This window comes from Pseudomonas luteola NBRC 103146 (assembly GCF_002091675.1).
Lineage (GTDB): Bacteria > Pseudomonadota > Gammaproteobacteria > Pseudomonadales > Pseudomonadaceae > Chryseomonas > Chryseomonas luteola.
On sequence record NZ_BDAE01000001.1, the window covers coordinates 482,421 to 504,378 of the forward strand.

The window sequence follows — 21,958 nt, forward strand, 5'->3', positions numbered from 1 at the left end:
ACGACTACAATGCCGGCCGCTGCAGCCAGCCGGACAACAAGGAGATCCCCATGGGACAGCGCACCCCGCTTTACGACTTGCATGTGGCCCTGGGCGCCAAGCTTGTGGATTTCGGTGGCTGGGATATGCCGCTGCACTATGGATCGCAAGTCGAAGAGCATCATCAGGTGCGGCGTGACTGTGGTGTGTTCGATGTCTCCCATATGACCATTGTCGATATCGACGGTGCGCAGGCTGAAAGCTATCTCTCCCGCCTGCTGGTCGGTGACGTGGCGCGTCTTTCCGCGCCGGGCAAGGCGCTGTACTCCATCATGCTCAACGCCCATGGCGGCGTGGTGGACGATCTGATCCTGTATCGCCTCGAACAGGGCTATCGACTGGTTACCAATGCTTCGACCCGTGAAAAGGTGCTCATTTGGCTGGACGTGCAGTCCGAGGGATACGCCGTTACTCTCACGCCCCGCCCGGAGCTGGCTATCCTGGCCATTCAAGGTCCAGAGGCCCGTGAAAAAGTTGCGGATGTAGTCTCGCCGGAACGCGCCGAGCTGATTCGCTCACTCAAGCCGTTCCAGGCCATGCCGGAGGGGCAATGGTTCATTGCCCGGACCGGCTATACCGGCGAGGACGGACTGGAGATCATCCTGCCTGCGGATGAAGTCGTCAGTTTTATGAATGAGCTAGTAGGGGCCGGAATTGGGCCGGTGGGGTTGGGGGCGCGCGATACGTTACGCCTGGAAGCCGGTTTGAACTTGTATGGTCATGAGATGGATGAGCATGTCTCTCCTCTGGCCTCCAATCTGGACTGGACCATTGCCTGGGCACCGGAAGGACGTGATTTCATTGGCCGCAAGGCCCTTGAGGAAGAGCGTGATGCCGGACCCCGCTCACGGCTGGTCGGCCTGGTACTGGAGGAGCGAGGTGTGTTGCGCGCGCATCAGGTGGTACGTATCGCCGGTTGTGGCGAAGGCGAGATCACCAGCGGCAGCTATGCGCCTACCCTGGGCAAGTCCATTGCGCTGGCCCGAGTACCGGTAGAGACAGGGGACCGGGCTGAGGTCGAGATTCGTGGGAAATGGCTGCCGGTGCGTGTGGTCAAGCCGTGTTTTGTACGTTTTGGCAAGACACTTATTTGAGCACGTTGACAGGTAATCGGCTATTTTGCGCTTTTTTCACGTCAGGCGTGGCGAGCAGACCATTCGACACGCTACGCTTGGGCTATAACGATTAGCCGATTGCCTTACAAGGAGCCGAACATGAGCACGATTCCCGCTGAACTTCGCTATGCATCCAGTCACGAGTGGGCCCGCCAGGAAAGCGATGGCACTATCACGGTCGGCATTACCGACCATGCGCAGGAGGCGTTGGGTGATGTTGTGTTCATCGAGCTGCCTGAAGTTGGCAAAACATTGGCGGCTGGTCAGGAAGCAGGCGTTGTGGAATCGGTAAAGGCAGCATCGGATATCTATGCACCGGTTTCCGGTGAGGTCATCGCTGTAAACGAGGCGCTGGCTGATGCGCCTGAGCAAGTCAATGCCGACGCCTATACGGCGTGGTTCTTCAAGCTCAAGCCCAGCGATACGGCTGAGCTGGACAAGCTGATGGATGCCGACGCCTATAGCGCTGCTAACGACTGATCCCATTGAAAGAAAAAGCCCCGCCGGGCGATTCCGGCGGGGCTTTTTCATGGCCGCATGGTTTTACTGCTGGGCCGTCAGGATCTTGGTCGCCAGGTCGATATCGCTGGCGGAGCTTCCTGGCGTTGCGTTGCGCATTTCGCGCAGGGCGGCTTCCAGGTAAGGACCGCGAATTTCACCATTGCTCGCGAGGAAGGCGCTGGCGTCGTCCTGGGTTGCAATGACCATCTTGTGGTCGTCACGGCTGCTCAGGTAGGTCGAGCCGGTTGTCGCTCCCGAGGTGGCGACATGACGCCAGAATTTGGCATCGGCCATGGCAGATCCGGCAGCAAACGGCAGCAGTACAAGGGGAACCAATGCAAACTTCTTGAGGCGCATAGCAACATCTCCTTCTAAAGGTTCCCTTTAGATAAGGCGCGGGCCAAACGAGTTCCTTTGAAGGCAAAGTGCCTTCAAAGGACGTGAGCCGCTTGGCTTTCGAGCGGGTACTTGGTTCTAGCTTTAGGGCGCCTGAATCATTTCGTGGATCTTGCTGGCCAATGCATCGATATCGAAGGGCTTGGTCAGCATGTCCATATCCTTGCCCAGGAATTGGCTACGGATCTCGGCATTCTTGGCATAACCGGTAATGAACAGGACTTTCAGATTCGGTCGGTGCTTGCGCGCCACCTCTGCCAGCTGGCGGCCATTCATGCCGGGCAGCCCCACATCACTTACCAGGAGATCGATTCGCTGGTCGCTCTGGAGGAGAGGAATGGCCTGTTCGGCATCGCCGGCCTCGAAGGCGGTGTAGCCAAGCTCGGACAGCACTTCGAGTACGATCATGCGTACCGCCGCCTCGTCCTCGACCACCAGTACCGTCTGGCCCTCCTGGGCGCGGGGCATTCCATGGGGTGTTTCGGTCACGAGAGTTTCCATTACAGGGTCGAGGTGGCGCGGCAACAACAAGGTGATGGCTGTTCCTCGTCCCACTTCACTATCGATCCGTACGTTTCCGCCGGATTGCTTGATAAAACCGTAGATCATCGCCAGACCAAGCCCAGTACCTTGTCCAGAGGGCTTGGTGGTAAAGAACGGCTCGAATGCCTTGGTCATGACTTCGGGTGTCATGCCTTGGCCGGTATCTTTGACCTGGATACGAATGTAATCGCCCGGTTCGATGGTTTCACGTCGTGCCGTTTCGGCGTCCAGGGTAACATTTGAGGTCTCGATGCTCAGGTCACCGCCATCCGGCATAGCATCGCGCGCGTTGATGACCAGATTGAGCAAGGCATTTTCAAGCTGGTGGGCATCGCTGAATGCCATCCACAGCTCAGTGTCCAGGTGTGTTCGGATTTTGATCTGCTCGCCTACGGTGCGGACGAACAGATCACGCAGGGAATCGATAAGCTCGTTCAGATTGACCGGCTTCGTATCCAGGGTTTGACGGCGGGCAAATGCCAGCAACCGATGGGTCAACGCCGAGGCTCGGTCGGCTGAAGCTGTGGCGGCATTGATGTAGCGATCCAGATCATCGGTACGGCCACTGATGACACGCATGCGGATAAGATCGAGCGCTCCGACGATTCCGGTCAGCATATTATTGAAATCGTGTGCGATTCCACCGGTAAGCTGGCCGATGGCTTCCATCTTCTGGGACTGGCGCAAGGCCTCTTCTGCACGTTCACGCTCATAGATTTCCGTAATGAGTCGTGTATGGCTTTCGCCCAGCTCTTGCGTACGCTCGGCAATCTTGGCTTCCAGGGCATCGGTTGCTAGACGTGCCTCGGTAATGTCGACATTACAGCCGATGTAACCCAGGAACCCGCCTTTGTCGTCGAAGCGGGGGACGGCCTCGCAGCGTAACCAGCGAACCTCACCTTGGATGTCTCGCATCCGTATTTCACTGCGGTAGAGTTGACGCGCTTCGAAGGCCTGCTGGTACTCGGCAACGCAGTGTTCGCGGTCTTCCTCGAAAATCATGCGTGTCCATCCACCGTCCCGGGCACTTTCATAAGAAAGGCCATACTCGCGTTCGTAGCGGCTGTTGACGAGGAGGGTGTTACCTTCGGCATCTACGGCCCAGATCAGGGCCGGTGCGTTGTCCGCCATCAGCCGGAAGCGCGCCTCGCTCTGCCGGAGCGCCTGTTCAGAGTGAGCCCGCTCGATAGCCGCCCAGACGCGATCGGCGATATCGCGCAAAAAGCTGACTTCCTCATTGGACCAGGAGCGTACCTGGTTATCGCAGATGAACAGATAGGCTGCAAAGCGGCCATGCTCGATCAGAGGGACGCTGACAAAGGCCCTAACATCGTTGGGCTCATACAAGGCTTGATAGTCCCGGGTGCGCGGATCCTGCTCGACATCCTGAACCACAACAGCCTCGCCCCGCTGCAGTTCGTCAAGGTAGGTGCCGTAGTCACTAATATGGAACGTACCGGTCAGGCTAGTTGTACTATGGCTCCAGTCATGGGTAACAACGGCGGTTTCACCATCAGGCTCGACTTGGGCATAACCAACCCGTGAAACATTCAGGATGTGCGCGAGGGTGTGGGAGACAATACCGCCGATATCATCGGTGTCGCTTGCTTCACGCAGGGCGTCACCCAGCTCGATCAGCGCCGTTTGTCGCTCGGCGGCAGCGGTGCGCTCCTGAATCTGGCGAGTGAGCTCGCGATTGATGGCGTTGAGCGCATCAGCATTCCGGCGCTCCTTGCTGATGTCTCGCTCAATGCCAATGATGCGGCGGGTGCCATCCGGGTCGGTCACACGGCGGCCTCTCACGCTTAGCCAGACCGGTTCGGTGCTGCTATGGGCGCGTACGCGAAATTCCAATTGTGCTTCGCTATCGCTATCGCCAGCGGTAGCCGTCCTGAACATAGCCTGGACGCTCTCGCTGTCCTCCGGGTGCAGAATGTTGATGAGCAGATCGGTCACGCTGCGGGAGGCGCTGGCTGGAATACCGGTCATCTCGGTGATTCGGTTGTCCCAGGTGATCACATCGCGGTCGATATCGTAATCCCAGACGCCCAGCGCCGCGACATCGACGGCAAGGCTGATCCGTTGTTCAGCCAGCCGCAGGTCTTCTGCAGCACGGGTACGCTCGACAACTACACGGATGCGTTCAGCCACTTCGCGAACCAGCGCAATATCTTCGGCCGACCAGCTGTGCGGGGTGCTGGCATGGACATACAGCACGCCCTTGAGCTGGCCCTTGTCATGCTGGGGAACCAGCATCATGGCGCGAATGGCCCATTGTTCGAGATTTTCCCGCTGGGCATGAGTACGTGGATCGGTAGCCGTATCGTCTACCACGATAATCGCACCGCTAATCAGGTCGGCATTCAAATCCGCACTGAAGTCACTGAGCGAAAAGCTGCCGATTTCTGGAGTAACACTATTATCGTTCCAGCTGCTCTCGGCATTAAGCGCGCCAAAGCGGTCGAGCAGCGCATAGCCGATACGCTGTACGCCCAGTACGTTGCCAAGACTTTGGCCCAGGGCGTCGGCCACGTCGGTAGGCGTCAGGGTGCCGTGCAGGCGGTCCCCCAGTTCAAGCAGGAAGCGCTGGCGGTCGTGGGTACGAATCCGCTCGCTGATATCCATGAACGTGCAGATGGCGCCCTGCAGCTCGCCGTCACGCCAGATGGGCTCGGAGCGGTATTCGACGGGGAAGCGGCTACCGTCCTGGCGGAAAAACCAATCCTGCTCGATATGGTGGGGCGTGCCGGTGTTGGCTGTTTGGAAAATCGGGCATTCGGTTTCTGGGAGCGGCGTCCCGTCTGCACGGCTGTGGTGGATGATGCCGTGCAGGGCTCGCCCGAGAACCTGGCTGCGGTCAGCAAAGCCCAACATGCGCAAGAACGCCTCATTGCACAGTGTGGTCCTGCCCTGCTGATCTACAGAGTAGAACCCTTCGCTGATCGAGTCGATCAAGAGGCGTGTGAAGGCTTCGCTTTCAAGGCGCGCCGCTTCTGCCCGCTTGCGGTCATCAATGTCCAGCGCCACACCCACCCAGCGCTCGATTTCGCCGGCTGCGTTGAACGCCGGGGTGACGCGCGCTTCAAACCAGCGGTATTGGCCGTCTGCGGCACGGAAGGGCGCCTCGATCTTGGCGGCTGTACGGCGAAGGATGGTGTCACGCCAGGTGCTTTTGACGCGCTGGATATGATCCGGATGGACCGCTCGCATCCAGCTGTCTGGATTCATGTCGTCCGGGTCAAGGCCGGTATAGGTGTACCAATAGCGGTTGGTGTATTCCATGAAACCGTGGCGGTCACCAAACCAGACGATCTGTGGGCTGACATCCATTAAAGCCCGGTAGCGGGCTTCGTTTTGCTCCGCTGTCCGCTGTTGCAGGCGTTCAGCTGTAAGGTCTTGCAGGGTCAGAAGGAATCCGTTGGTCTCGTCCCGCTCGGCCTGCAAGGCGTGGAGACTGTAGCTGGCCTGCAGGATGTGCTTGTCCTTGCGCAGGTAAAGCCCTTCGCCCTGATGATGCCCTTGTTGCCGAGCGTAGATCAGCAAGGTCTGGGGAAGCTGGCGGGCTTGGTCTTCGGCCGTGAAGAGCAGTTCCAGCGACTGTCCGCTCAACTCATGCTCATCCCAACCCAGGGCCGATTCGGCGCCAGGGTTGCAGGCCAGTATGCGCCCCTGGTTATCCAGAATCAGCAGTGCCTGACCCGGCTGGTTATGCATCAGCTGACGATTCATCGACTCGCTGCGTTCGTACGCAGCCTTCACCAGGCGCAGATCCAGGAGCTGCATGACCTGCCGGCCAAGTGCCTCAAGGGATTGCGTCTGGGCTGCAGTCAGAACGCGAGGCTGCCAGTCCAGCACACACAGCGTTCCAAGCGGTATGCCGGCAGATGACACCAGCGGAACGCCGGCATAGAAGCGCAGACCGTCTGCGGTCTTGACGAGCGGATTGCTGGCGAAGCGATCATCCCCACGTAGATCGGGAATCACCACCGGGCCTGGGTGCTCAATGGTCTTGGCGCAAATGGAGAGATGCAAAGGCATCTCCCGCACGCCAAAGCCTTTTTCAGCCAGAAACCATTCCCGATTCTCGGCAATCAGGTTGATGACAGCGATGGGCGCATGGCAGATCTGCGAGGCTAGCTGAACGATATCGTCAAAGGCGGGCTCGGAGGGGGCGTCGAGGATGTCGTAACGGTCAAGCTCCGCGAGTCGCTCGCGTTCGCTCCAGCCTGTTGGCAGTACGGGGGCATTACTCAACACAGGCTCCGCATGATTCGTCATCGTCCATAAAACCCATATACAACATCAGGGAATTTCCATTCTGCGTCACTTCATTATGCAGTGATACCCTTTTTTGGCGAAGTTCATAGATCATTCATCGCTCGCTTTGTGGTGTAACGCGGAGGACTTCTTCCATAGTAGTCAAACCTGCCGCAATTTTTTGCGCACCGGAAAGACGAAGGCTTCGCATGCCCTCTTTGAAGGCCTGTCGACGCAGCGCCGTGATATCGGTATCCGGTGAAATCAACTGTCGGGTCGCATCCGAAAGCACCATGATCTCGTACACGCCAGCCCGGCCTCGATAGCCCGTATCACGGCATTCGGAACAGCCTACGGGCTGCATGGCACCGGTGGGAAGCGGCGCGCTCCAGGGGCGGGTAAGCTCCTGCCAGTCCTGCTCGTTGAGCTCGATCGGCGCCTTGCAGTGGGGGCAGAGTGTCCGCACCAGACGCTGCGCCATGACGCCCAGCACCGTTGCCCGAATCAGATAATAGGGCACGCCCAGCTCGATCAGGCGGCTGATGGAGCTGGGCGCATCGTTGGTGTGCAGGGTGGAGAGCACCAGGTGGCCGGTGAGGGCTGCCTGGATGGCCATCTCTGCCGTCTCCAGGTCGCGGATCTCACCGATCATGATGATATCGGGGTCCTGACGCATCAGAGCACGCACACCGCTGGCGAAATTCACATCGATATTGTGTTGCACCTGCATCTGATTGAACGAGTCCTCGACCATTTCGATCGGATCCTCGATGGTGCACACGTTGACTTCCGGCGTCGCCAGCTGCTTGAGCGTGGTGTACAGCGTCGTGGTCTTGCCTGAGCCGGTCGGACCGGTTACCAGGATAATGCCGTTGGGCTGGCCGGTCATGGCGGACCAGCGGCGCAGGTCATCGGCCGAAAAGCCCAGCTGGTCAAAACTCTTGAGCAACACATCAGGGTCGAAGATACGCATCACCAGCTTTTCGCCAAAGGCGGTCGGCATGGTGGAAAGGCGTAGTTCCACTTCTTTGTCGCCGGGCATACGCGTCTTGACGCGACCGTCCTGCGGCTTGCGCTTCTCGGCCACATTCATGCGGCCCAGGTTCTTGATGCGGCTGATAACTGCCAGGGTTACCTGCGCTGGAAACTGGTAAACGCTATGGAGCACGCCGTCAATACGAAAGCGAACGGTACCCTGGTCACGGCGCGGCTCTACGTGAATATCACTGGCGCGCTGTTGGAAGGCGTACTGGAATAGCCAGTCCACGATGTTAACGATGTGGGCATCGTTGGCGTCCGGCTCCTGATCGCTGGCGCCCAGGTTGACCAGCTGTTCGAAGTTGCCGACGTTGATGCCGCGCTGCTCGACTGCCGAAGCGCCGCTGACCGATTTGGCCAGGCGGAAGAACTCCTGTGTGTAGCGTTGAATGTCGACAGGGTTGGCCACCACACGCTTGATGGGTCGCTTGAGCACATGGGTGAGGTTGCTTTCCCAGCTGCTGACAAACGGCTGGGCGCTGGCAATGGTCACCTCATCGGGAGCAACGGCCACCGCCAGGATCTTGTTGCGCTGGGCAAAAGCATAGGACATCAGTGGCGTGATCGAGGCTACGTCAATCTTCAACGGATCGATTCGGAAGTAGGGCTGGCCAGAAAACTCTGCCAGCCACTGAGTCAGGGTTTCCAGGTCCAGTTTCTTCCCGGGACGCTTCAAATCCTCTACGTTCTGGGCGGCCAGAAATTCGAGCGGGTGCTGCTGGGGATTATTAGCGCCGCGGCGAATGGTCAGACATTGCTCGGCGGCCTGCTGGTCGATCCGACCTTGTGTAACCAATTCACGCAGGACGTCGGAGAGCTCCAGCCAACGGTCCTGAGCGGGGGATGCGATAGCGGACATGCAGGTCTCCTCGTCTGTAATGTACTGCTTTAACCTTCGATCGGAGCGCCTGGCCGTACGGATAACGGCAGACAGCAGTTTCGTTTGATCGTCAGGCTTGCGCTCGGCCGCTTATACACAGCTGAGCCTTTAGGCTATAGGAAGTTCGGTGCGTCCGACGATACGTCAATGAGCGCCAGAGAGGCGCCCAGAGGATGGCTGATCATTATATGAACAGCGCCGTCGCGGTGAAATCATGGCGCACCGCCATCAGGGCCAGTGCGCCATGCTGTCTGATTAGCGGGGCAGGGCTTTCCAGGCTGGCAGTGAAATAAGCGTTCGTGCCTGGCTGGCTACTGCGTCGTGTTGCTCATGGGCGATCAGCGCTGGCAGCTTGGCAAGCTCGCCATAGAGACGATCCGTTTCGGGCAGGTCAAGCACCGGACGGGCGAGGCGTAGCCAGACCAGCATACGCTCGACGCGTGGCAACTGCTCTGCTACCAGCTCGGGCTGGTTCATGCCGCGCTGAAGAGGAATGGCATCAGCCTCTTCGCTCAAGGTTCGGGGCAACCACTTGCCCAACGACAGCTGGCCTAGCTTGTTGCCTCGGTCATTACGGGCTTCTGTCCAGCGACGATCATGCAGCCACCGGGCCGCCACCAACGAGAAGTGGCCCCAGCGTGGCTTTGCCAGCTCGTTGGCAAAGCGCTCTGGTGCCTGCTGACGTGCTTCTTCATCTTCTTGGCCAATGGTTGCAAACTTTTTCCAATCCGCCAGCAGCGCGTCCAGTGCCTGACGCAGGTCACGGCTGGACGTACGGGGAACTGCCTGGCCCAGACTGCTCAGCAGCGCCCGTAGGTCGACGAGTTGATGTACCCACTCCACAAGCAGACGCCAGTGGCCATTCCAGCGGTATTGTTCTGCCAGACGCTGGCTGCTGCCAAGCAGGTGCCAGGCAATGGCTGCGAATGCGTCATCCAGGGTGGTTTCCGCCGTCAGGGTAGGGGGCGTTAGATGCAGGGTGTAGCTGGCTGCATCGTGCAGGCGATAGCCGCGTTCGGCCTTGCTGATGTCGCAAGGCATTAGCGGCAGGTCAGCCGCCAGCTGTTCAGCCAGCTCAAGAAGATCGGCCGGCTCGCCCTCGCGCAGCTCAAGCTCCAGCTCGCAGATGGCTTCCTGATGTTCGCCAGCCAGGACCGCACCCTGGTCCAGCGCTGCCTCGACTACAGCACGGCTCTTGCCGCGTTCCCATGCGATATCGGCATAGTCGCGAGTGAAATCGGTTGTGAATATCGGCTTGAGCTGGTGTTTGTCCAGATCAGCCAGAGCCGCTGGCCAGCATTCAGGGCCCAGCAGGCTAGTGTCCAGGTCTGGACCGCTCAGGTTCCACTCCCACTCGTTGCGCTCGGACAGGCCTGCCACGCTCTGGCCGCGGCTCTTGAGGGTCTGGATGTACTGGTCACCATCGCGACGGACCCGCAGCGCCACTCGGGCATGGGCCAGCTCACGGGTGTCGGTGTCGTAGTATTGGTTGTACAGCTCGCGGCGCTTCCAACCTTCCTTGTTGCGTTTTTTCAGCACAGGGTGCTCACGCAGGGCAGCAAGGGTTTCGGGAGTCGCGCGTAATTTGATTTCGGTTTCTTTGGCCATGGCAAAAAGGTCTGGTGCCTGAAAGATCTGTGAAGTGAAGCGTTCGACCGGCGCCTTGGCGCAGCGGTATAGCTAGGCCGGCAAGGCTCGCTGGGCTATGAGTCGACTGATTGGGTATCAGTGTATCTAACCCTGCGGCCCATGACAGGAGATTCGCATGGTGCTGGCGTCATCTTTTCGAGGAGCGGCGTTGACCCGGTCATTCAGCACTCTAAGATGGGAACTAGCCGAAGGAGTACGCCTATGCCCATCCCCGCGCTCAAACAGCAATTCAAGGCCTTGTTGGCCGAATCGTCCGTCAGTTGCACACAACCACAGCTAGACCAGTCCAACGCGGGCGTCATTACGCAGTTGTCGAGCTGGTTGGGGGATCTGGGCTTTCGCTGTGAGACCCAGGAGATTCTGCCCGGAAAATACAACCTGATCGCGACCTATGGCAGCGGACCGGGTGGGCTGGTTCTATCCGGGCATACTGACACCGTGCCTTACGATGAGCCGCTCTGGGCCAGCGACCCGCTAACACTACGCGAGGCGGATGATCGTTGGTATGGGTTGGGTAGCTGCGACATGAAGGGCTTTTTCGCCTTGGTGATCGAGGCGGTTCGTACGCTGATCGACCAGCCGTTCCGTCATCCCCTGATCATCCTGGCGACCTGTGATGAAGAATGCTCCATGGACGGCGCCCGGGCGATCGCCGAGGCAGGCAGACCATTGGGACGTGCCGCGGTGATCGGCGAGCCGACCAGTCTCAGGCCCATCCGCATGCACAAAGGCATCATGATGGAGCGTATCGATATCCTGGGGCAGAGCGGCCATTCTTCTGACCCGAGCCTTGGGCGAAGCGCCATGGAGGCCATGCATGCCGTCATGGGCGAACTCATGGCACTGCGGCAGCAGTGGCAGCATGAGCACCACAACCCTTTTTTCAACGTGCCGCAGCCGACCCTGAATCTGGGCTGTATCCACGGTGGTGACAATCCCAACCGGATCTGCGGGCAGTGTGCGTTGGAGTTTGACCTGCGTCCCCTGCCGGGCATGCAGGCGGACGAGCTGCGCAATCTGATCAAGGGGCGGCTGAGACCGATTGCAGAGCGCCATGCCGTCAAGATCGACTACCAACCCTTGTTTCCGGCGGTTCCACCCTTCGAGCAGTCAGCTACCAGCGAACTGGTCCGCATCGCCGAACAACTCACCGGCTGCGAGGCCCAGGCGGTAGCCTTTGGCACCGAAGCGCCGTATCTTCAACAGCTGGGGATCGAGACGTTGGTCATGGGGCCTGGAAATATTGCCTGCGCCCATCAGCCAGACGAACATCTGGAGCTTTCCCAGATCGAACCAACCGTAAAGGTGCTTCGTCAATTGATTCACCATTACTGCATAACGCTACCAATAGCCAAGGAGTGACCGTGTTGCTGCGACGACGATGAACGAGCCCTCACCGTTCACCTTTTACTTTTGCTGCACAAGGTTTTCTCTTTAATGCACGATTACGTTAATTGGCTTCGCCACGCGTCTCCCTACATTAATGCTCACCGTGACCGGACCTTTGTGGTCATGCTGCCTGGCGACGGGCTGGAGCATCCAAATTTCGGCAATATCGTCCACGACCTCGTGCTGCTGCACAGCCTGGGTGTGCGCCTGGTACTGGTGCATGGCTCGCGGCCACAGATCGAGACGCGACTGGCTGCGCGCGGAATTGCCCCACGCTTTCACCGTGACCTGCGCATCACCGACGCTGCGACGCTGGAGTGCGTGATCGATGCCGTGGGCAGTCTGCGCCTGTCCATCGAGGCCCGTCTGTCCATGGACATGGCTGCCTCCCCCATGCAGGGCGCGCGATTGCGGGTAGCCAGCGGCAACCTCGTCACCGCGCGACCCTACGGTATCCATGACGGTGTCGATTTTCACCATACCGGTGAGGTCCGCCGCATCGACCGCAAGGGCATCAGTCGTCTTCTAGATGAGCGCACTATTGTGCTGCTGTCACCGCTGGGGTATTCGCCCACCGGGGAGATTTTTAATATTGCCTGTGAAGACGTTGCGACCCGTGCCGCTGTCGATCTGGCCGCCGACAAGCTGGTGCTCTACGGTGCCGAGCAAGGTCTGCTGGATGCCGAAGGCAACCTGATCCGTGAGCTACGTCCTCAACAAGTGCCGCCGCACCTGGAGCGGCTTGGCAGTGGCAACTACCAGGCGGAGCTGCTGGATGCGGCCGCTCAGGCCTGCCGGGGTGGGGTGCGCCGCACGCATATCGTGAGCTACGCCGAGGATGGCGCACTGCTCAACGAGCTCTTTACCCGCAGCGGTAGCGGCACGCTGGTGGCGCAGGAGCAGTTCGAGTCCATTCGCGAGGCGGATATTGGCGATGTGGGCGGTCTGATCGAACTGATCCGTCCGCTGGAAGAACAGGGGATTCTGGTACGCCGCTCGCGGGAAGTGCTGGAGCGTGAGATCGACAAGTTCAGTATCGTCGAGCGGGAAGGGCTCATTATCGCCTGTGCCGCGCTGTATCCGATCGCTGATTCAAACGCAGGCGAGCTGGCCTGTCTGGCGGTCAATCCCGACTATCGACATGGTGGGCGGGGGGACGAGTTGCTGGAACGCATCGAGCAGAGGGCCCGCGCTCAGGGCATCAAGACCCTGTTCGTCCTGACGACCCGCACGGCTCACTGGTTTCGCGAGCGAGGCTTTGAGCCCAGCAGCGTCGATCGACTGCCCAGTGCCCGTGCATCGCTGTACAACTATCAGCGCAACTCAAAGATCTTTGAAAAAGCGCTATAGGTGATTCTGGCCGGACAGCCCGGCCAGAGCCCGAACGCTACACGCTCAGCGTGCCGAGGATGCTGGCTTGGTAGGCTGCCGCAAAGGTATCGAAGTCGCCTTGGTCGGCAGTCTCCAGTTCTTCTTGGTCCTTCAATGACTGTTCTGCCATCTGCTCGAAAAGGGCCTGCTGTTCGGGGCTTAGCTCAGCCTGGCGGAAATAGTCAGCGTGGACCTTGCTCTGTCGCAGAGAGAATTCGGCAAAGCTTTCGCCATGCTCGCGCATTTCAGCCAGGACTCGAGCCGAAGGCGTTAGGGCCGGGTTGATAAACTTGTGGCGCTGCTCTTCGACTGATACATGGTAGGCGCTGCCACCGTAGGCGGTATCCAGCAGTTTGGCACAGCGATCAATGCAGCCCAGCAGCCGCTCGGCCCAGTCCAACATCGAAATCGGGGCGCCCTGGCGTTGTAGGAACAGGCCTGGCTTGCGGCCTTCCTTCACAACCTTGGTAAAATTCTGCGTACATTCGCCACACTCGCCGTTCAGCGGCGGGCTTTCCTCAAGGGCGCAGAACAGCAGGAACGCATCCAGGAAGCGTGACTCCATCACGTCGATGCCCAATGGCAGGAACGGGTTGATATCCAGGCACCGGACTTCGATGTACTGCACGCCCCGAGCAATCAGTGCCTGGACGGGACGCTCGCCCGTACGGGTAACCCGCTTGGGCCGGATGTTCGAGTAATACTCGTTTTCAATCTGCAGGATATTGGTGTTGAGCTGCACCCATTCACCATCGCGGTGAGTGCCGATTTCAGCGTAAGGCGGGTAGGGCGTCGCCACTGCCTTGCGCAGGCTCTCCGTGTAGCTCTGCAGGTCGTTGTAACACGGCGTCAGGCTGGCTTGCGCCTCGCTCTGATAGCCCAGGTCGCTCATGCGCAGACTGGTCGCGTACGGCAGGTACAACGTGTCGGCATCAAAGGTCTCCAGTTGATGCGGGCGGCCACGCATAAATCCGACATCCAGCGCAGGGGAGGCACCGAACAGGTACATCAGCATCCAGCTGTAACGGCGGAAGTTACGGATCAGCGCAATATAGCGGGAGGACTGGTAGTCACGATCGCTACGGGTATCGCCTTCGGCCTGGCGTAACAAGGGCCAGAGCGTTTCCGGTAGCGAAAAGTTGTAATGGATACCAGCAATGCACTGCATGGTCCGACCGTAGCGCACGGCCAGCCCGCGGCGGTAGACATGCTTGAGCTTGCCGATATGGGAATCGCCATAATGGGCAATCGGAATCTGCTCTTCCTCCGGCAGCGGGCACGGCATCGACGGGCTCCACAGGAGCTCACCGTCAAGCTGTCGCGTAGCGAAGCGGTGAATGATGTCGAGCTGCTCAAGCACCTTGGCAGGGTCATGCGCCGTGGGAGTAATGAATTCAAGCAGGGCTTCGGAGTAGTCCGTCGTGATCTGAGGGTGAGTCAGAGCCGAGCCCAGGGCTGCCGGATGAGGTGTCTGAGCCAATTGGCCGTGCTCGTCCACACGCAGGGTTTCACGTTCGATGCCGTGCTGACACTCAGTCAACAGCGACAGATGGGCAGAATCGCCGAGCAGGGCCAGGCGGCGGGTCAAGATATCGCTCAAGATGTTTTCCTTCACTCGACAGTGGCCCCACTATGGGGATGAGTGAGCCGGTGTACAAGTCTGTCGAATAGACTTCAATAGGCCTACCGCGGTTGCATCCGAAAGTGGACGAAGTGCACCGCGGGTACGATCGCCGTTGTGGCAGGGTAAAAGCCCGGCGCAGAGCACGCCGGGCGAACGCATTACAGGCAGGCGAACGTTGCCTGGGCTTTAGCCACCAGTTTGTCGTTCTGATGCACTTCTGCTTCGATGACGTGCGTCTTGCGCCCGGGATGGATCACCTTGGCGCGGCAGACGATTTCACCGTCGCTGACGCCCCGAATGTAGTTGACCTTGCACTCCAGGGTCACGCTGCCCGGCTTGCCCTCGAACAGGCTGTGGCTCGCCTGCCCAAGCGCTGTATCGATCAGCGAGAACAACGCGCCACCATGCATCTTGCCGTGCAGATTGAGCAGCTTGTCCTGCATGCTCATCCGGACTTCGGATTCTCCCCGCTCGGCTTTGAGGATACGCATCCCCAGCAGCTGGCTGAACGCACTGTCATTACCTGCCACGGACTGGCTCATGTTACTTCCTCAATTGTTTAGCATTGGCAAACAGTGCTGCCATGGCACCGCTGGCAGCAGGCTTGCTTTCGTTATTGGATGCATTACGGTCACGTGATGGGTTGTTGCCAGGCTTGCCGCTGCGGGGTTGCCCGCCACGTTGGCCTTCGACCTTTTCACCAGGCGTATCGCTCATGCGCATGGACAGACCCACACGGTTACGGGGAATGTCCACTTCCATGACCTTGACCTTCACGATATCGCCTGCCTTGACCACTTCGTAGGGGTCTTTGACAAACTTCTCGGACAAGGCGCTGATGTGTACCAAGCCGTCCTGGTGTACACCGATATCGACAAACGCACCAAAGTTGGTCACGTTGGTTACGACACCTTCGAGAACCATGCCGGGCTTGAGATCCTTGAGGGATTCAACGCCTTCCTGGAATTCCGCTGTCTTGAACTCGGGCCGCGGGTCTCGCCCCGGCTTGTCCAGCTCGCTCAGGATATCCGTCACGGTTGGCAGGCCAAAGGTTTCATCGGTAAATTTCTTCGGGTCCAGGCGCTTCAGGAAGCTGGAATCTCCGATCAGGGAGCGAATATCACGGCCGGTATCGGCAGCGATGCGCTCGACGACAGGGTAGGCTTCCGGGTGAACGCCAGAGGCATCCAGTGGATTGTTGCCGCTCATGACCCGCAGGAAGCCGGCAGCCTGCTCGAATGTCTTGTCTCCCAGGCGACTCACTTTCTTCAGCTCGTGGCGGGACTTGAAAGCACCATTCAGGTCGCGGTAGGCCACGATATTCTGCGCCAGCGTTGCGTTCAGACCGGAGATACGGGCCAGCAGCGCCGCCGAAGCCGTGTTCACGTCTACGCCCACGGCGTTTACGCAGTCTTCCACCACAGCATCCAGGCTACGGGCCAGCTTGAGTTGTGAGACGTCATGCTGGTACTGGCCCACGCCAATGGACTTGGGCTCGATCTTGACCAGCTCAGCCAGCGGATCCTGCAAGCGGCGAGCGATAGATACAGCGCCACGCAAAGAAACATCCAAATCCGGAAATTCCTTGGCGGCGAGCTCGGAGGCCGAGTAAACCGAGGCGCCGGCTTCGCTGACCATGATCTTGGTCATCTTGAGGCCCGGGTATTTCTTGATCAGCTCACCCGCCAGTTTGTCGGTCTCGCGGCTAGCCGTGCCGTTGCCAATGGCAATCAGATCGACGCCGTGCTTGGCACATAGCTTCGCCAGCGTATCGATGGTCTGGTCCCACTGGTTTTTCGGGGCGTGCGGGTACACGGTATCGGTGGTCAGCAGCTTGCCGGTTGAGTCGACTACGGCGACTTTCACGCCTGTCCGCAGGCCCGGGTCCAGACCCAGCGTGGCGCGTGGGCCAGCTGGTGCCGCCAGTAACAGGTCATGCAGGTTGCGTGCAAATACGCTGATGGCATCATCCTCAGCCTTTTCACGCAGTTCACCCAGCAAATCGGTTTCCAGCGAGGTGTACAGCTTGACCTTCCAGGTCCAACGCACGACTTCCGCCAGCCATTTGTCTGCTGCGCGATTCTGGTTCTTCACCCCGAAATGCTCGGCAATCATTACCTCGCAGGGGTGCATGGTCCCGGGTGCTTCATCGCCTACCTTGAGCGAGGCGCTCAAGATGCCTTCGTTGCGGCCACGGAAGATCGCCAAAGCTCGGTGGGACGGTACATTCCTGAAAAGCTCGTCGTGTTCGAAATAGTCGCTGAACTTGGCGCCTTCCTGCTCCTTTCCGGTCACCAGACGAGCTGAAAGTGTCGCTTCCTGCTTCAGGAATGCGCGCAGCTTTTCCAGGAGGTCGGCATCTTCGGCAAAACGCTCCATCAGAATGTATTTGGCACCCTCCAGGGCCGCCTTTACATCGGCGACGGCTTTGTCCGCATCTACATAGCCAGCGGCTTCGGTCTCGGGAGAAAGCATTGGATCATTGAGCAGGGCATCCGCCAGCGGGCCAAGGCCGGCTTCCAGGGCGATTTGGCCCTTGGTACGACGCTTCTGCTTATAGGGCAGGTAAAGGTCTTCAAGACGGGTCTTAGTATCGGCCTGCTTGATTTCGCGGGCTAGCTCCGGCGTAAGTTTACCCTGCTCGTCAATGCTGGCCAGGATCGCAGTGCGACGCTCTTCCAGTTCGCGCAGGTAGCGCAGGCGCTCTTCCAGATGACGCAGGTGCGTATCGTCAAGGCTGCCGGTGACTTCTTTTCTATAACGGGCGATGAAAGGAACCGTCGATCCCTCATCAAGCAGCGCCACGGCTGCGGCGACCTGTTGTGGGCGGACGCCGAGCTCTTCGGCGATGCGGGAGTTGATACTGTCCATGAAACCACCTGAAAACCAGAGAAGCGGGCCTGACCGGCAGGCTTGAAGCGCTGCATTATACCCGTCGGGTATCAACGCGCTGCGGCAATTTGCCAAGGATAAGTGTGTGCTTTCAACTTCTTATGCAGGCTAATCCCCCATTCTCAGGAAAAATCTGCTAACAATGGACTGTCCCTCTGCGGACGAGGCCTGCGCCATAATCCACTTCCCTATTTGAAGGAGTTGACATGAGCACCACCCCCGTTACGGAAGGTGAAAAGATTCTGGTCGTAGATGACGATGCTCGTCTGCGTCGCCTGCTCGAGCGTTTTCTGGCCGAGCAGGGCTACCGTGTGCGTACCGTGGAAAGCACCGAGCAGATGGACCGCCTGATGTCCCGTGAGCTTTTCCATCTAGTCGTGCTGGATTTGATGATGCCGGGCGAAGACGGTATGTCGGCCTGTGCCCGTCTGCGTGAGCAGAACAACCAGATCCCGATCATCATGCTGACGGCCAAGGGCGATGAGGGCAGTCGCATCCAGGGGCTTGAGCAGGGCGCCGATGACTATCTGGCCAAGCCTTTCAACCCTCGCGAACTTCTGGCTCGTATCAAGGCCGTTCTGCGCCGGCAAGCACCCCAGGTTCCGGGCGCACCGGGCAGCGAAGATGCCGTCGTAACCTTTGGTGATTATGAGCTTTCGCTGGCGACCCGCGAACTCAAACGCGGTGATGAAGTGCATATGCTGACCACCGGTGAATTTGCCGTGCTCAAGGCACTGGTCCAGCATGCGCGCGAGCCGCTGACCCGTGACAAGCTGATGAACCTGGCACGTGGCCGTGAGTGGGATGCGCTAGAACGGTCGATCGATGTACAGATTTCCCGTCTGCGCCGCATGATCGAGCCTGATCCCTCCAAGCCTCGCTATATCCAGACGGTCTGGGGTGTTGGCTACGTATTCGTGCCGGACGGCAACAAGTAACAGTCCGGCACTTAGGGACGCCTTCAGGCGAACAAGCCGTTGTGAACACCTACCAACAGGAAGATGCCCAGCAGCGCTCGATAGACAATGAAGATCCAGGTCGAAAAGCGTTCCAGAAAGCGCATCAGACCCCAGATGGCAGCAAACGCCGAAAGGCTTGCCACCAGGATGCCTACCAGCAGAAGCGACCAGGCTTCTGCCGGGATGGACGCATGCCAGAGCACGACCAGTTCTTTCAAGCCAGCCAGGGCAATCGCGGGCAGGCCCAGCAGGAAAGAAAAGCGGGCTGCTTCTTCACGCTTTAAGTTGAGGAACATGGCGGCAGTCAATGTCGAGCCGGAGCGGGATACTCCTGGAATCAACGCGCCAATCTGTGCAATTCCAACAATCAGGGCGTCACGCAGGCGCATTTCACTCATGTCGCGCTTGTGCTTGCAGGTCAGCTCGGCAATGGCCAGCAACGCCGCCATGCCCAGACAGGCATAGCCAATGACATTCAAGCCCCGTAAAGGCGAGTCGCAGGCATTGAGCACAGGGGAAAGCGCAAGCCCGACCACACAGATAGGGATTGTCGCCAGAATGATTGCCATGGCCAGGACAAAGGCGCGACTGTTGTAGTCCTTATGACGAATTGCATTGACGCTGCCGGTGGTAACGGAGCTGACGTCACGCCAGAAATAACTGATGACAGCTGCCAGAGCTGCCATCTGCATTGCAGCGGAAAAGGCGGAACCAGGATCTTGCCAACCTAACAGGGCTGGAACGACACGCATGTGAGCAGTAGAGGAAATTGGCAGGAGCTCGGTGATACCCTGCACAACACCTAGGAAAATAACCTGGGCGTAACTAAGGGAAGCAAAGCCAATGTCCAAGCCGGTATGGCACATATCGGACACGAAATATCTCCAGTGTGGGAGGTCTTTGAAAAGAGTCGGGCAAATGTATCAAAGTGTTTCTTAGCGAAACGAGGCTGTGAGGCATTTAAAAAGCCGTTTTGTTCAGTCACTCAACAAAATCGATGCCTTTTCTATGGAGCAAGTCTTTATAGGGTGGCAATATGCTCGGAGCGTCAATGACGTGTGGTTACTATGAAAACGCCTGCCTGGTTCCCTCAAAGCTTCTTCGCACGCTCGCTCTGGCTGGTTCTGATTGCCGTACTGTTTTCCAAGGCGCTGACGCTGGTTTACCTACTGCTCAACGAAGATGTATTGGTTGATCGCCAATACAGTCATGGCGCTGCACTGACGTTGCGGGCCTACTGGGCCGCTGATCCGGATGACCGTCCCGCTGTCGCTCAGGCATCCGGGCTGCACTATGAATCGCCGGAAACGGTGCCAGCGGGTGAGTATCATTGGCCTTACAGTGAAATTTTCGACCGCCAGATGCAGCAGGAACTGGGTCCGGATACCCAAGTCAGGGTTCGTGTACAGCAGGGGCCTGCACTTTGGGTGCTGGCGCCATCGCTGGGGCCTGATTGGATCAAGATACCGCTGTACGCTCACCCCCTGCGAGGCCAGCGAATCTGGAGTGTGCTAGGTTGGTTCTTCGGGATTGGCCTGTTTTCTACCGCCGTGGCCTGGGTGTTTGTCGGCCAGCTGAACCGGCCACTCAAACGGCTCGTCTATGCCGCCCGCGAGCTGGGTAAAGGGCATAGCGTACGCCTGCCGGAAAGTGATGCGCCAAGCGAGATCATGGAGGTCTATCATGCCTTCAATCAGATGGCTCACGATGTCGAGCAGGCTGGACGCGAGCGTGAGCTGATGTTGGCCGGCGTGTCCCACGACCTGCGCACTCCGCTTACCCGTCTACGCCTCTCAGTCGAATTGCTGCCTGAAATGGACGAAATGACGGAGGACATGGTCCGCGATATCGAGGATATGAACCTGATTCTCGATCAGTTCCTGGCATTTATACGTGATGGACGCGATGAGCCTTTAGAAGAAACGAACCTGAATGACCTGATTCAGGAAACCGTGGCGCCTTACAACCAGAATGAGGAGCGGGTCCGTCTCTCCCAGACCGATGTGCCGCCCGTGGCTTTGCGGCGTGTGTCGATCAAGCGGATGCTGACCAACCTCCTGGAAAATGCGTTCAAGCATGGAGGCGGCGCCGTGGAGGTCAGGGCTCACGTAGGTGGAGATTCGACAGCGCCCTATGTTGTGCTGAGCGTTCTGGACCAGGGACCGGGCATTGATCCCAGTGAGATAGAGGAAATCTTCAATCCTTTCATTCGGGGCAACCGGGCGCGTACCGGCTCTGGTACCGGGCTGGGGCTGGCCATCGTCAGGCGTATTGCCGCCCAACATGGTGGCAGCGTAGAGCTGCGTAATCGTGAAGGTGGCGGAGTCGAGGCACGCGTCCTGTTGCCACTAGGCCTGCTGCTGCCTCGTACCGCCAGCTGATCTGACGCTACCAGTGGAGTCCGTTATGATCGAGGCGGGCTTCCTGACCATATGGCCAGGCTTGGTTATCCGGGCCGTGTCCACTAGGCAGACCCGAGAACAACGGAACACCATAAGGCTCTAGCCATTCAGCAATAATCTCTTGAAGGCTGTGTACCACACCCTTGCGTGGGCAATCCGTAAAGGTGCCCAGGCATACGGCGCCAAGCCTGGCGCTATCGATACTGTTCAATAGCTGCCACAGGCTACGCTCGATGCGATAGTACGGCTCACCTACATCCTCCAGGATCAGAATGGCGCCTTCAGGCGCATGCAGTCCATAGCCGGTACCCTCGGTACTGGCCAGTGCCGTCAGGTTGCCGCCAATCAGCGGTCCTTGTATGGACTTGAGCGAGTGATTGACCGGTTGGGCTGGCAGATGCCCTCCGGCCGTTCTCAGCAGCCGATCGAGACTGCGAAACGAGTCCTCATGACGCAGCTGTTCTTCACCGTCATATCGTTTGGCCAATGCCGTAGCCACTGGACCATGTACTGCAGGCAGACTTTGCCGATGAAAGGCACTGAGCATGATCGAGATATCGGAGAAACCAATCAGCGGTTTAGGGCCAGCCCGCCTGATGCGCTCCCAATCAATGTGAGGTAAGAGCTGAGCACACCCATAACCGCCGCGCAGACACCAGACTGCCTTGATCTCTGGATTCTCAAAGGCCGCATAAATATCGGCCAGGCGCTGGTCTACTGTGCCTGCGAGGTAGCGATGACGTGCTTGTACGTGCTTGCCTGCAACATACGGAACCCCCATTTCGCTCAGCCGAGCATAGGTGGTTTCCAGCGCATCGTTGGCAATCGCCGCCGCTGGTGCGATTAGCGCCACCTTGCCTCCAAAGCTGGAGGCATCAAGAAGAGACGTGCTGCCTGTCATC

General features: G+C 58.8%; 15 protein-coding genes. 6 read left to right on the plus strand and 9 right to left on the minus strand.

Annotated elements, in window-relative coordinates; genetic code table 11:
- Positions 1-50 precede the first annotated feature (50 nt).
- On the plus strand, positions 51-1,133 hold the full coding sequence (gene gcvT, locus PLU01S_RS02300; protein ID WP_074821585.1) for a glycine cleavage system aminomethyltransferase GcvT: 1,083 nt from the start codon (positions 51-53) through the stop codon (positions 1,131-1,133).
- A 120-nt stretch (positions 1,134-1,253) separates the two neighbouring features.
- Complete coding sequence (gcvH, locus tag PLU01S_RS02305) at positions 1,254-1,634, plus strand: glycine cleavage system protein GcvH (RefSeq protein ID WP_010796715.1); 381 nt, start codon at positions 1,254-1,256, stop codon at positions 1,632-1,634.
- Between the two features lie 63 nt (positions 1,635-1,697).
- Here gcvH and PLU01S_RS02310 read toward each other — a convergent pair whose 3' ends face one another.
- The 4 genes from PLU01S_RS02310 to PLU01S_RS02325 form a co-directional block, all read right to left on the minus strand.
- The gene (locus tag PLU01S_RS02310) at positions 1,698-2,012 is read right to left on the minus strand and encodes a DUF2388 domain-containing protein (RefSeq protein WP_010796716.1); all 315 of its coding nucleotides are present in this window, start codon (positions 2,010-2,012) and stop codon (positions 1,698-1,700) included.
- A gap of 123 nt (positions 2,013-2,135) precedes the next feature.
- Positions 2,136-6,848 carry a PAS domain S-box protein gene (locus tag PLU01S_RS02315; protein WP_159435091.1) on the minus strand — a complete coding sequence of 1,571 codons (4,713 nt, stop codon included), beginning with the start codon at positions 6,846-6,848 and terminating at the stop codon, positions 2,136-2,138.
- 118 nt (positions 6,849-6,966) lie between these two features.
- Complete coding sequence (gene tfpB / locus PLU01S_RS02320; RefSeq protein WP_074821590.1) at positions 6,967-8,748, minus strand: type IV pilus assembly ATPase TfpB; 1,782 nt, start codon at positions 8,746-8,748, stop codon at positions 6,967-6,969.
- A gap of 276 nt (positions 8,749-9,024) precedes the next feature.
- A complete protein-coding gene (locus PLU01S_RS02325) occupies positions 9,025-10,377 on the minus strand; it encodes a CYTH domain-containing protein (protein WP_074821592.1) in 1,353 nt (450 codons plus the stop codon).
- A gap of 243 nt (positions 10,378-10,620) precedes the next feature.
- On the opposite strand from PLU01S_RS02325, the gene argE reads away from it, so the two are divergent.
- Entirely contained in the window at positions 10,621-11,781 is a 1,161-nt protein-coding gene (gene argE / locus PLU01S_RS02330) for an acetylornithine deacetylase (RefSeq protein WP_074821597.1), read from the plus strand.
- Positions 11,782-11,856: 75 nt separating this feature from the next.
- The gene (argA, locus tag PLU01S_RS02335; protein WP_074821604.1) at positions 11,857-13,158 is read left to right on the plus strand and encodes an amino-acid N-acetyltransferase; all 1,302 of its coding nucleotides are present in this window, start codon (positions 11,857-11,859) and stop codon (positions 13,156-13,158) included.
- A 37-nt stretch (positions 13,159-13,195) separates the two neighbouring features.
- On the opposite strand, the gene gshA is transcribed toward argA, so the two are convergent.
- The 3 genes from gshA to PLU01S_RS02350 all read right to left on the minus strand — a co-directional run bounded on the left by gshA (position 13,196) and on the right by PLU01S_RS02350 (position 17,674).
- Positions 13,196-14,779 (minus strand): glutamate--cysteine ligase, encoded by a 1,584-nt coding sequence (gene gshA, locus PLU01S_RS02340; protein ID WP_074821610.1) that lies wholly within the window; start codon positions 14,777-14,779, stop codon positions 13,196-13,198.
- A gap of 182 nt (positions 14,780-14,961) precedes the next feature.
- Positions 14,962-15,345, minus strand: a complete 384-nt coding sequence (locus PLU01S_RS02345) for a PaaI family thioesterase (RefSeq protein WP_074821619.1) — start codon at positions 15,343-15,345, stop codon at positions 14,962-14,964.
- Between the two features lies 1 nt (position 15,346).
- The gene (locus tag PLU01S_RS02350) at positions 15,347-17,674 is read right to left on the minus strand and encodes a Tex family protein (protein ID WP_074821621.1); all 2,328 of its coding nucleotides are present in this window, start codon (positions 17,672-17,674) and stop codon (positions 15,347-15,349) included.
- A gap of 227 nt (positions 17,675-17,901) precedes the next feature.
- On the opposite strand from PLU01S_RS02350, the gene ompR reads away from it, so the two are divergent.
- Positions 17,902-18,633, plus strand: a complete 732-nt coding sequence (gene ompR / locus PLU01S_RS02355) for an osmolarity response regulator transcription factor OmpR (protein WP_010796726.1) — start codon at positions 17,902-17,904, stop codon at positions 18,631-18,633.
- A gap of 23 nt (positions 18,634-18,656) precedes the next feature.
- Here the strand turns inward: ompR and PLU01S_RS02360 are convergent, their stop codons facing one another.
- Positions 18,657-19,520: an undecaprenyl-diphosphate phosphatase gene (locus PLU01S_RS02360; RefSeq protein WP_219854971.1), complete on the minus strand. Its 864-nt coding sequence runs from the start codon at positions 19,518-19,520 to the stop codon at positions 18,657-18,659.
- Positions 19,521-19,721: 201 nt separating this feature from the next.
- Here PLU01S_RS02360 and PLU01S_RS02365 point away from each other — a divergent pair, with 201 nt between their 5' ends.
- Positions 19,722-21,035 carry an ATP-binding protein gene (locus tag PLU01S_RS02365; RefSeq protein ID WP_074821627.1) on the plus strand — a complete coding sequence of 438 codons (1,314 nt, stop codon included), beginning with the start codon at positions 19,722-19,724 and terminating at the stop codon, positions 21,033-21,035.
- Positions 21,036-21,042: 7 nt separating this feature from the next.
- Here PLU01S_RS02365 and PLU01S_RS02370 read toward each other — a convergent pair whose 3' ends face one another.
- Positions 21,043-21,957: a S66 peptidase family protein gene (locus PLU01S_RS02370; RefSeq protein ID WP_074821640.1), complete on the minus strand. Its 915-nt coding sequence runs from the start codon at positions 21,955-21,957 to the stop codon at positions 21,043-21,045.
- Position 21,958 lies beyond the last annotated feature (1 nt).

Excerpts from the sequence above, each read along its gene's own strand:
- PLU01S_RS02350 (WP_074821621.1), bottom strand. The coding sequence starts at position 17,674 with ATGGACAGTATCAACTCCCGCATCGCCGAAGAGCTCGGCGTCCGCCCA.
- argA (WP_074821604.1), top strand. The coding sequence starts at position 11,857 with ATGCACGATTACGTTAATTGGCTTCGCCACGCGTCTCCCTACATTAAT.
- gcvT (WP_074821585.1), top strand. The coding sequence starts at position 51 with ATGGGACAGCGCACCCCGCTTTACGACTTGCATGTGGCCCTGGGCGCC.
- PLU01S_RS02370 (WP_074821640.1), bottom strand. The coding sequence starts at position 21,957 with ATGACAGGCAGCACGTCTCTTCTTGATGCCTCCAGCTTTGGAGGCAAG.
- argE (WP_074821597.1), top strand. The coding sequence starts at position 10,621 with ATGCCCATCCCCGCGCTCAAACAGCAATTCAAGGCCTTGTTGGCCGAA.
- PLU01S_RS02345 (WP_074821619.1), bottom strand. The coding sequence starts at position 15,345 with ATGAGCCAGTCCGTGGCAGGTAATGACAGTGCGTTCAGCCAGCTGCTG.
- PLU01S_RS02310 (WP_010796716.1), bottom strand. The coding sequence starts at position 2,012 with ATGCGCCTCAAGAAGTTTGCATTGGTTCCCCTTGTACTGCTGCCGTTT.
- PLU01S_RS02365 (WP_074821627.1), top strand. The coding sequence starts at position 19,722 with ATGAAAACGCCTGCCTGGTTCCCTCAAAGCTTCTTCGCACGCTCGCTC.
- ompR (WP_010796726.1), top strand. The coding sequence starts at position 17,902 with ATGAGCACCACCCCCGTTACGGAAGGTGAAAAGATTCTGGTCGTAGAT.
- gcvH (WP_010796715.1), top strand. The coding sequence starts at position 1,254 with ATGAGCACGATTCCCGCTGAACTTCGCTATGCATCCAGTCACGAGTGG.
- tfpB (WP_074821590.1), bottom strand. The coding sequence starts at position 8,748 with ATGTCCGCTATCGCATCCCCCGCTCAGGACCGTTGGCTGGAGCTCTCC.
- PLU01S_RS02325 (WP_074821592.1), bottom strand. The coding sequence starts at position 10,377 with ATGGCCAAAGAAACCGAAATCAAATTACGCGCGACTCCCGAAACCCTT.
- PLU01S_RS02360 (WP_219854971.1), bottom strand. The coding sequence starts at position 19,520 with ATGTGCCATACCGGCTTGGACATTGGCTTTGCTTCCCTTAGTTACGCC.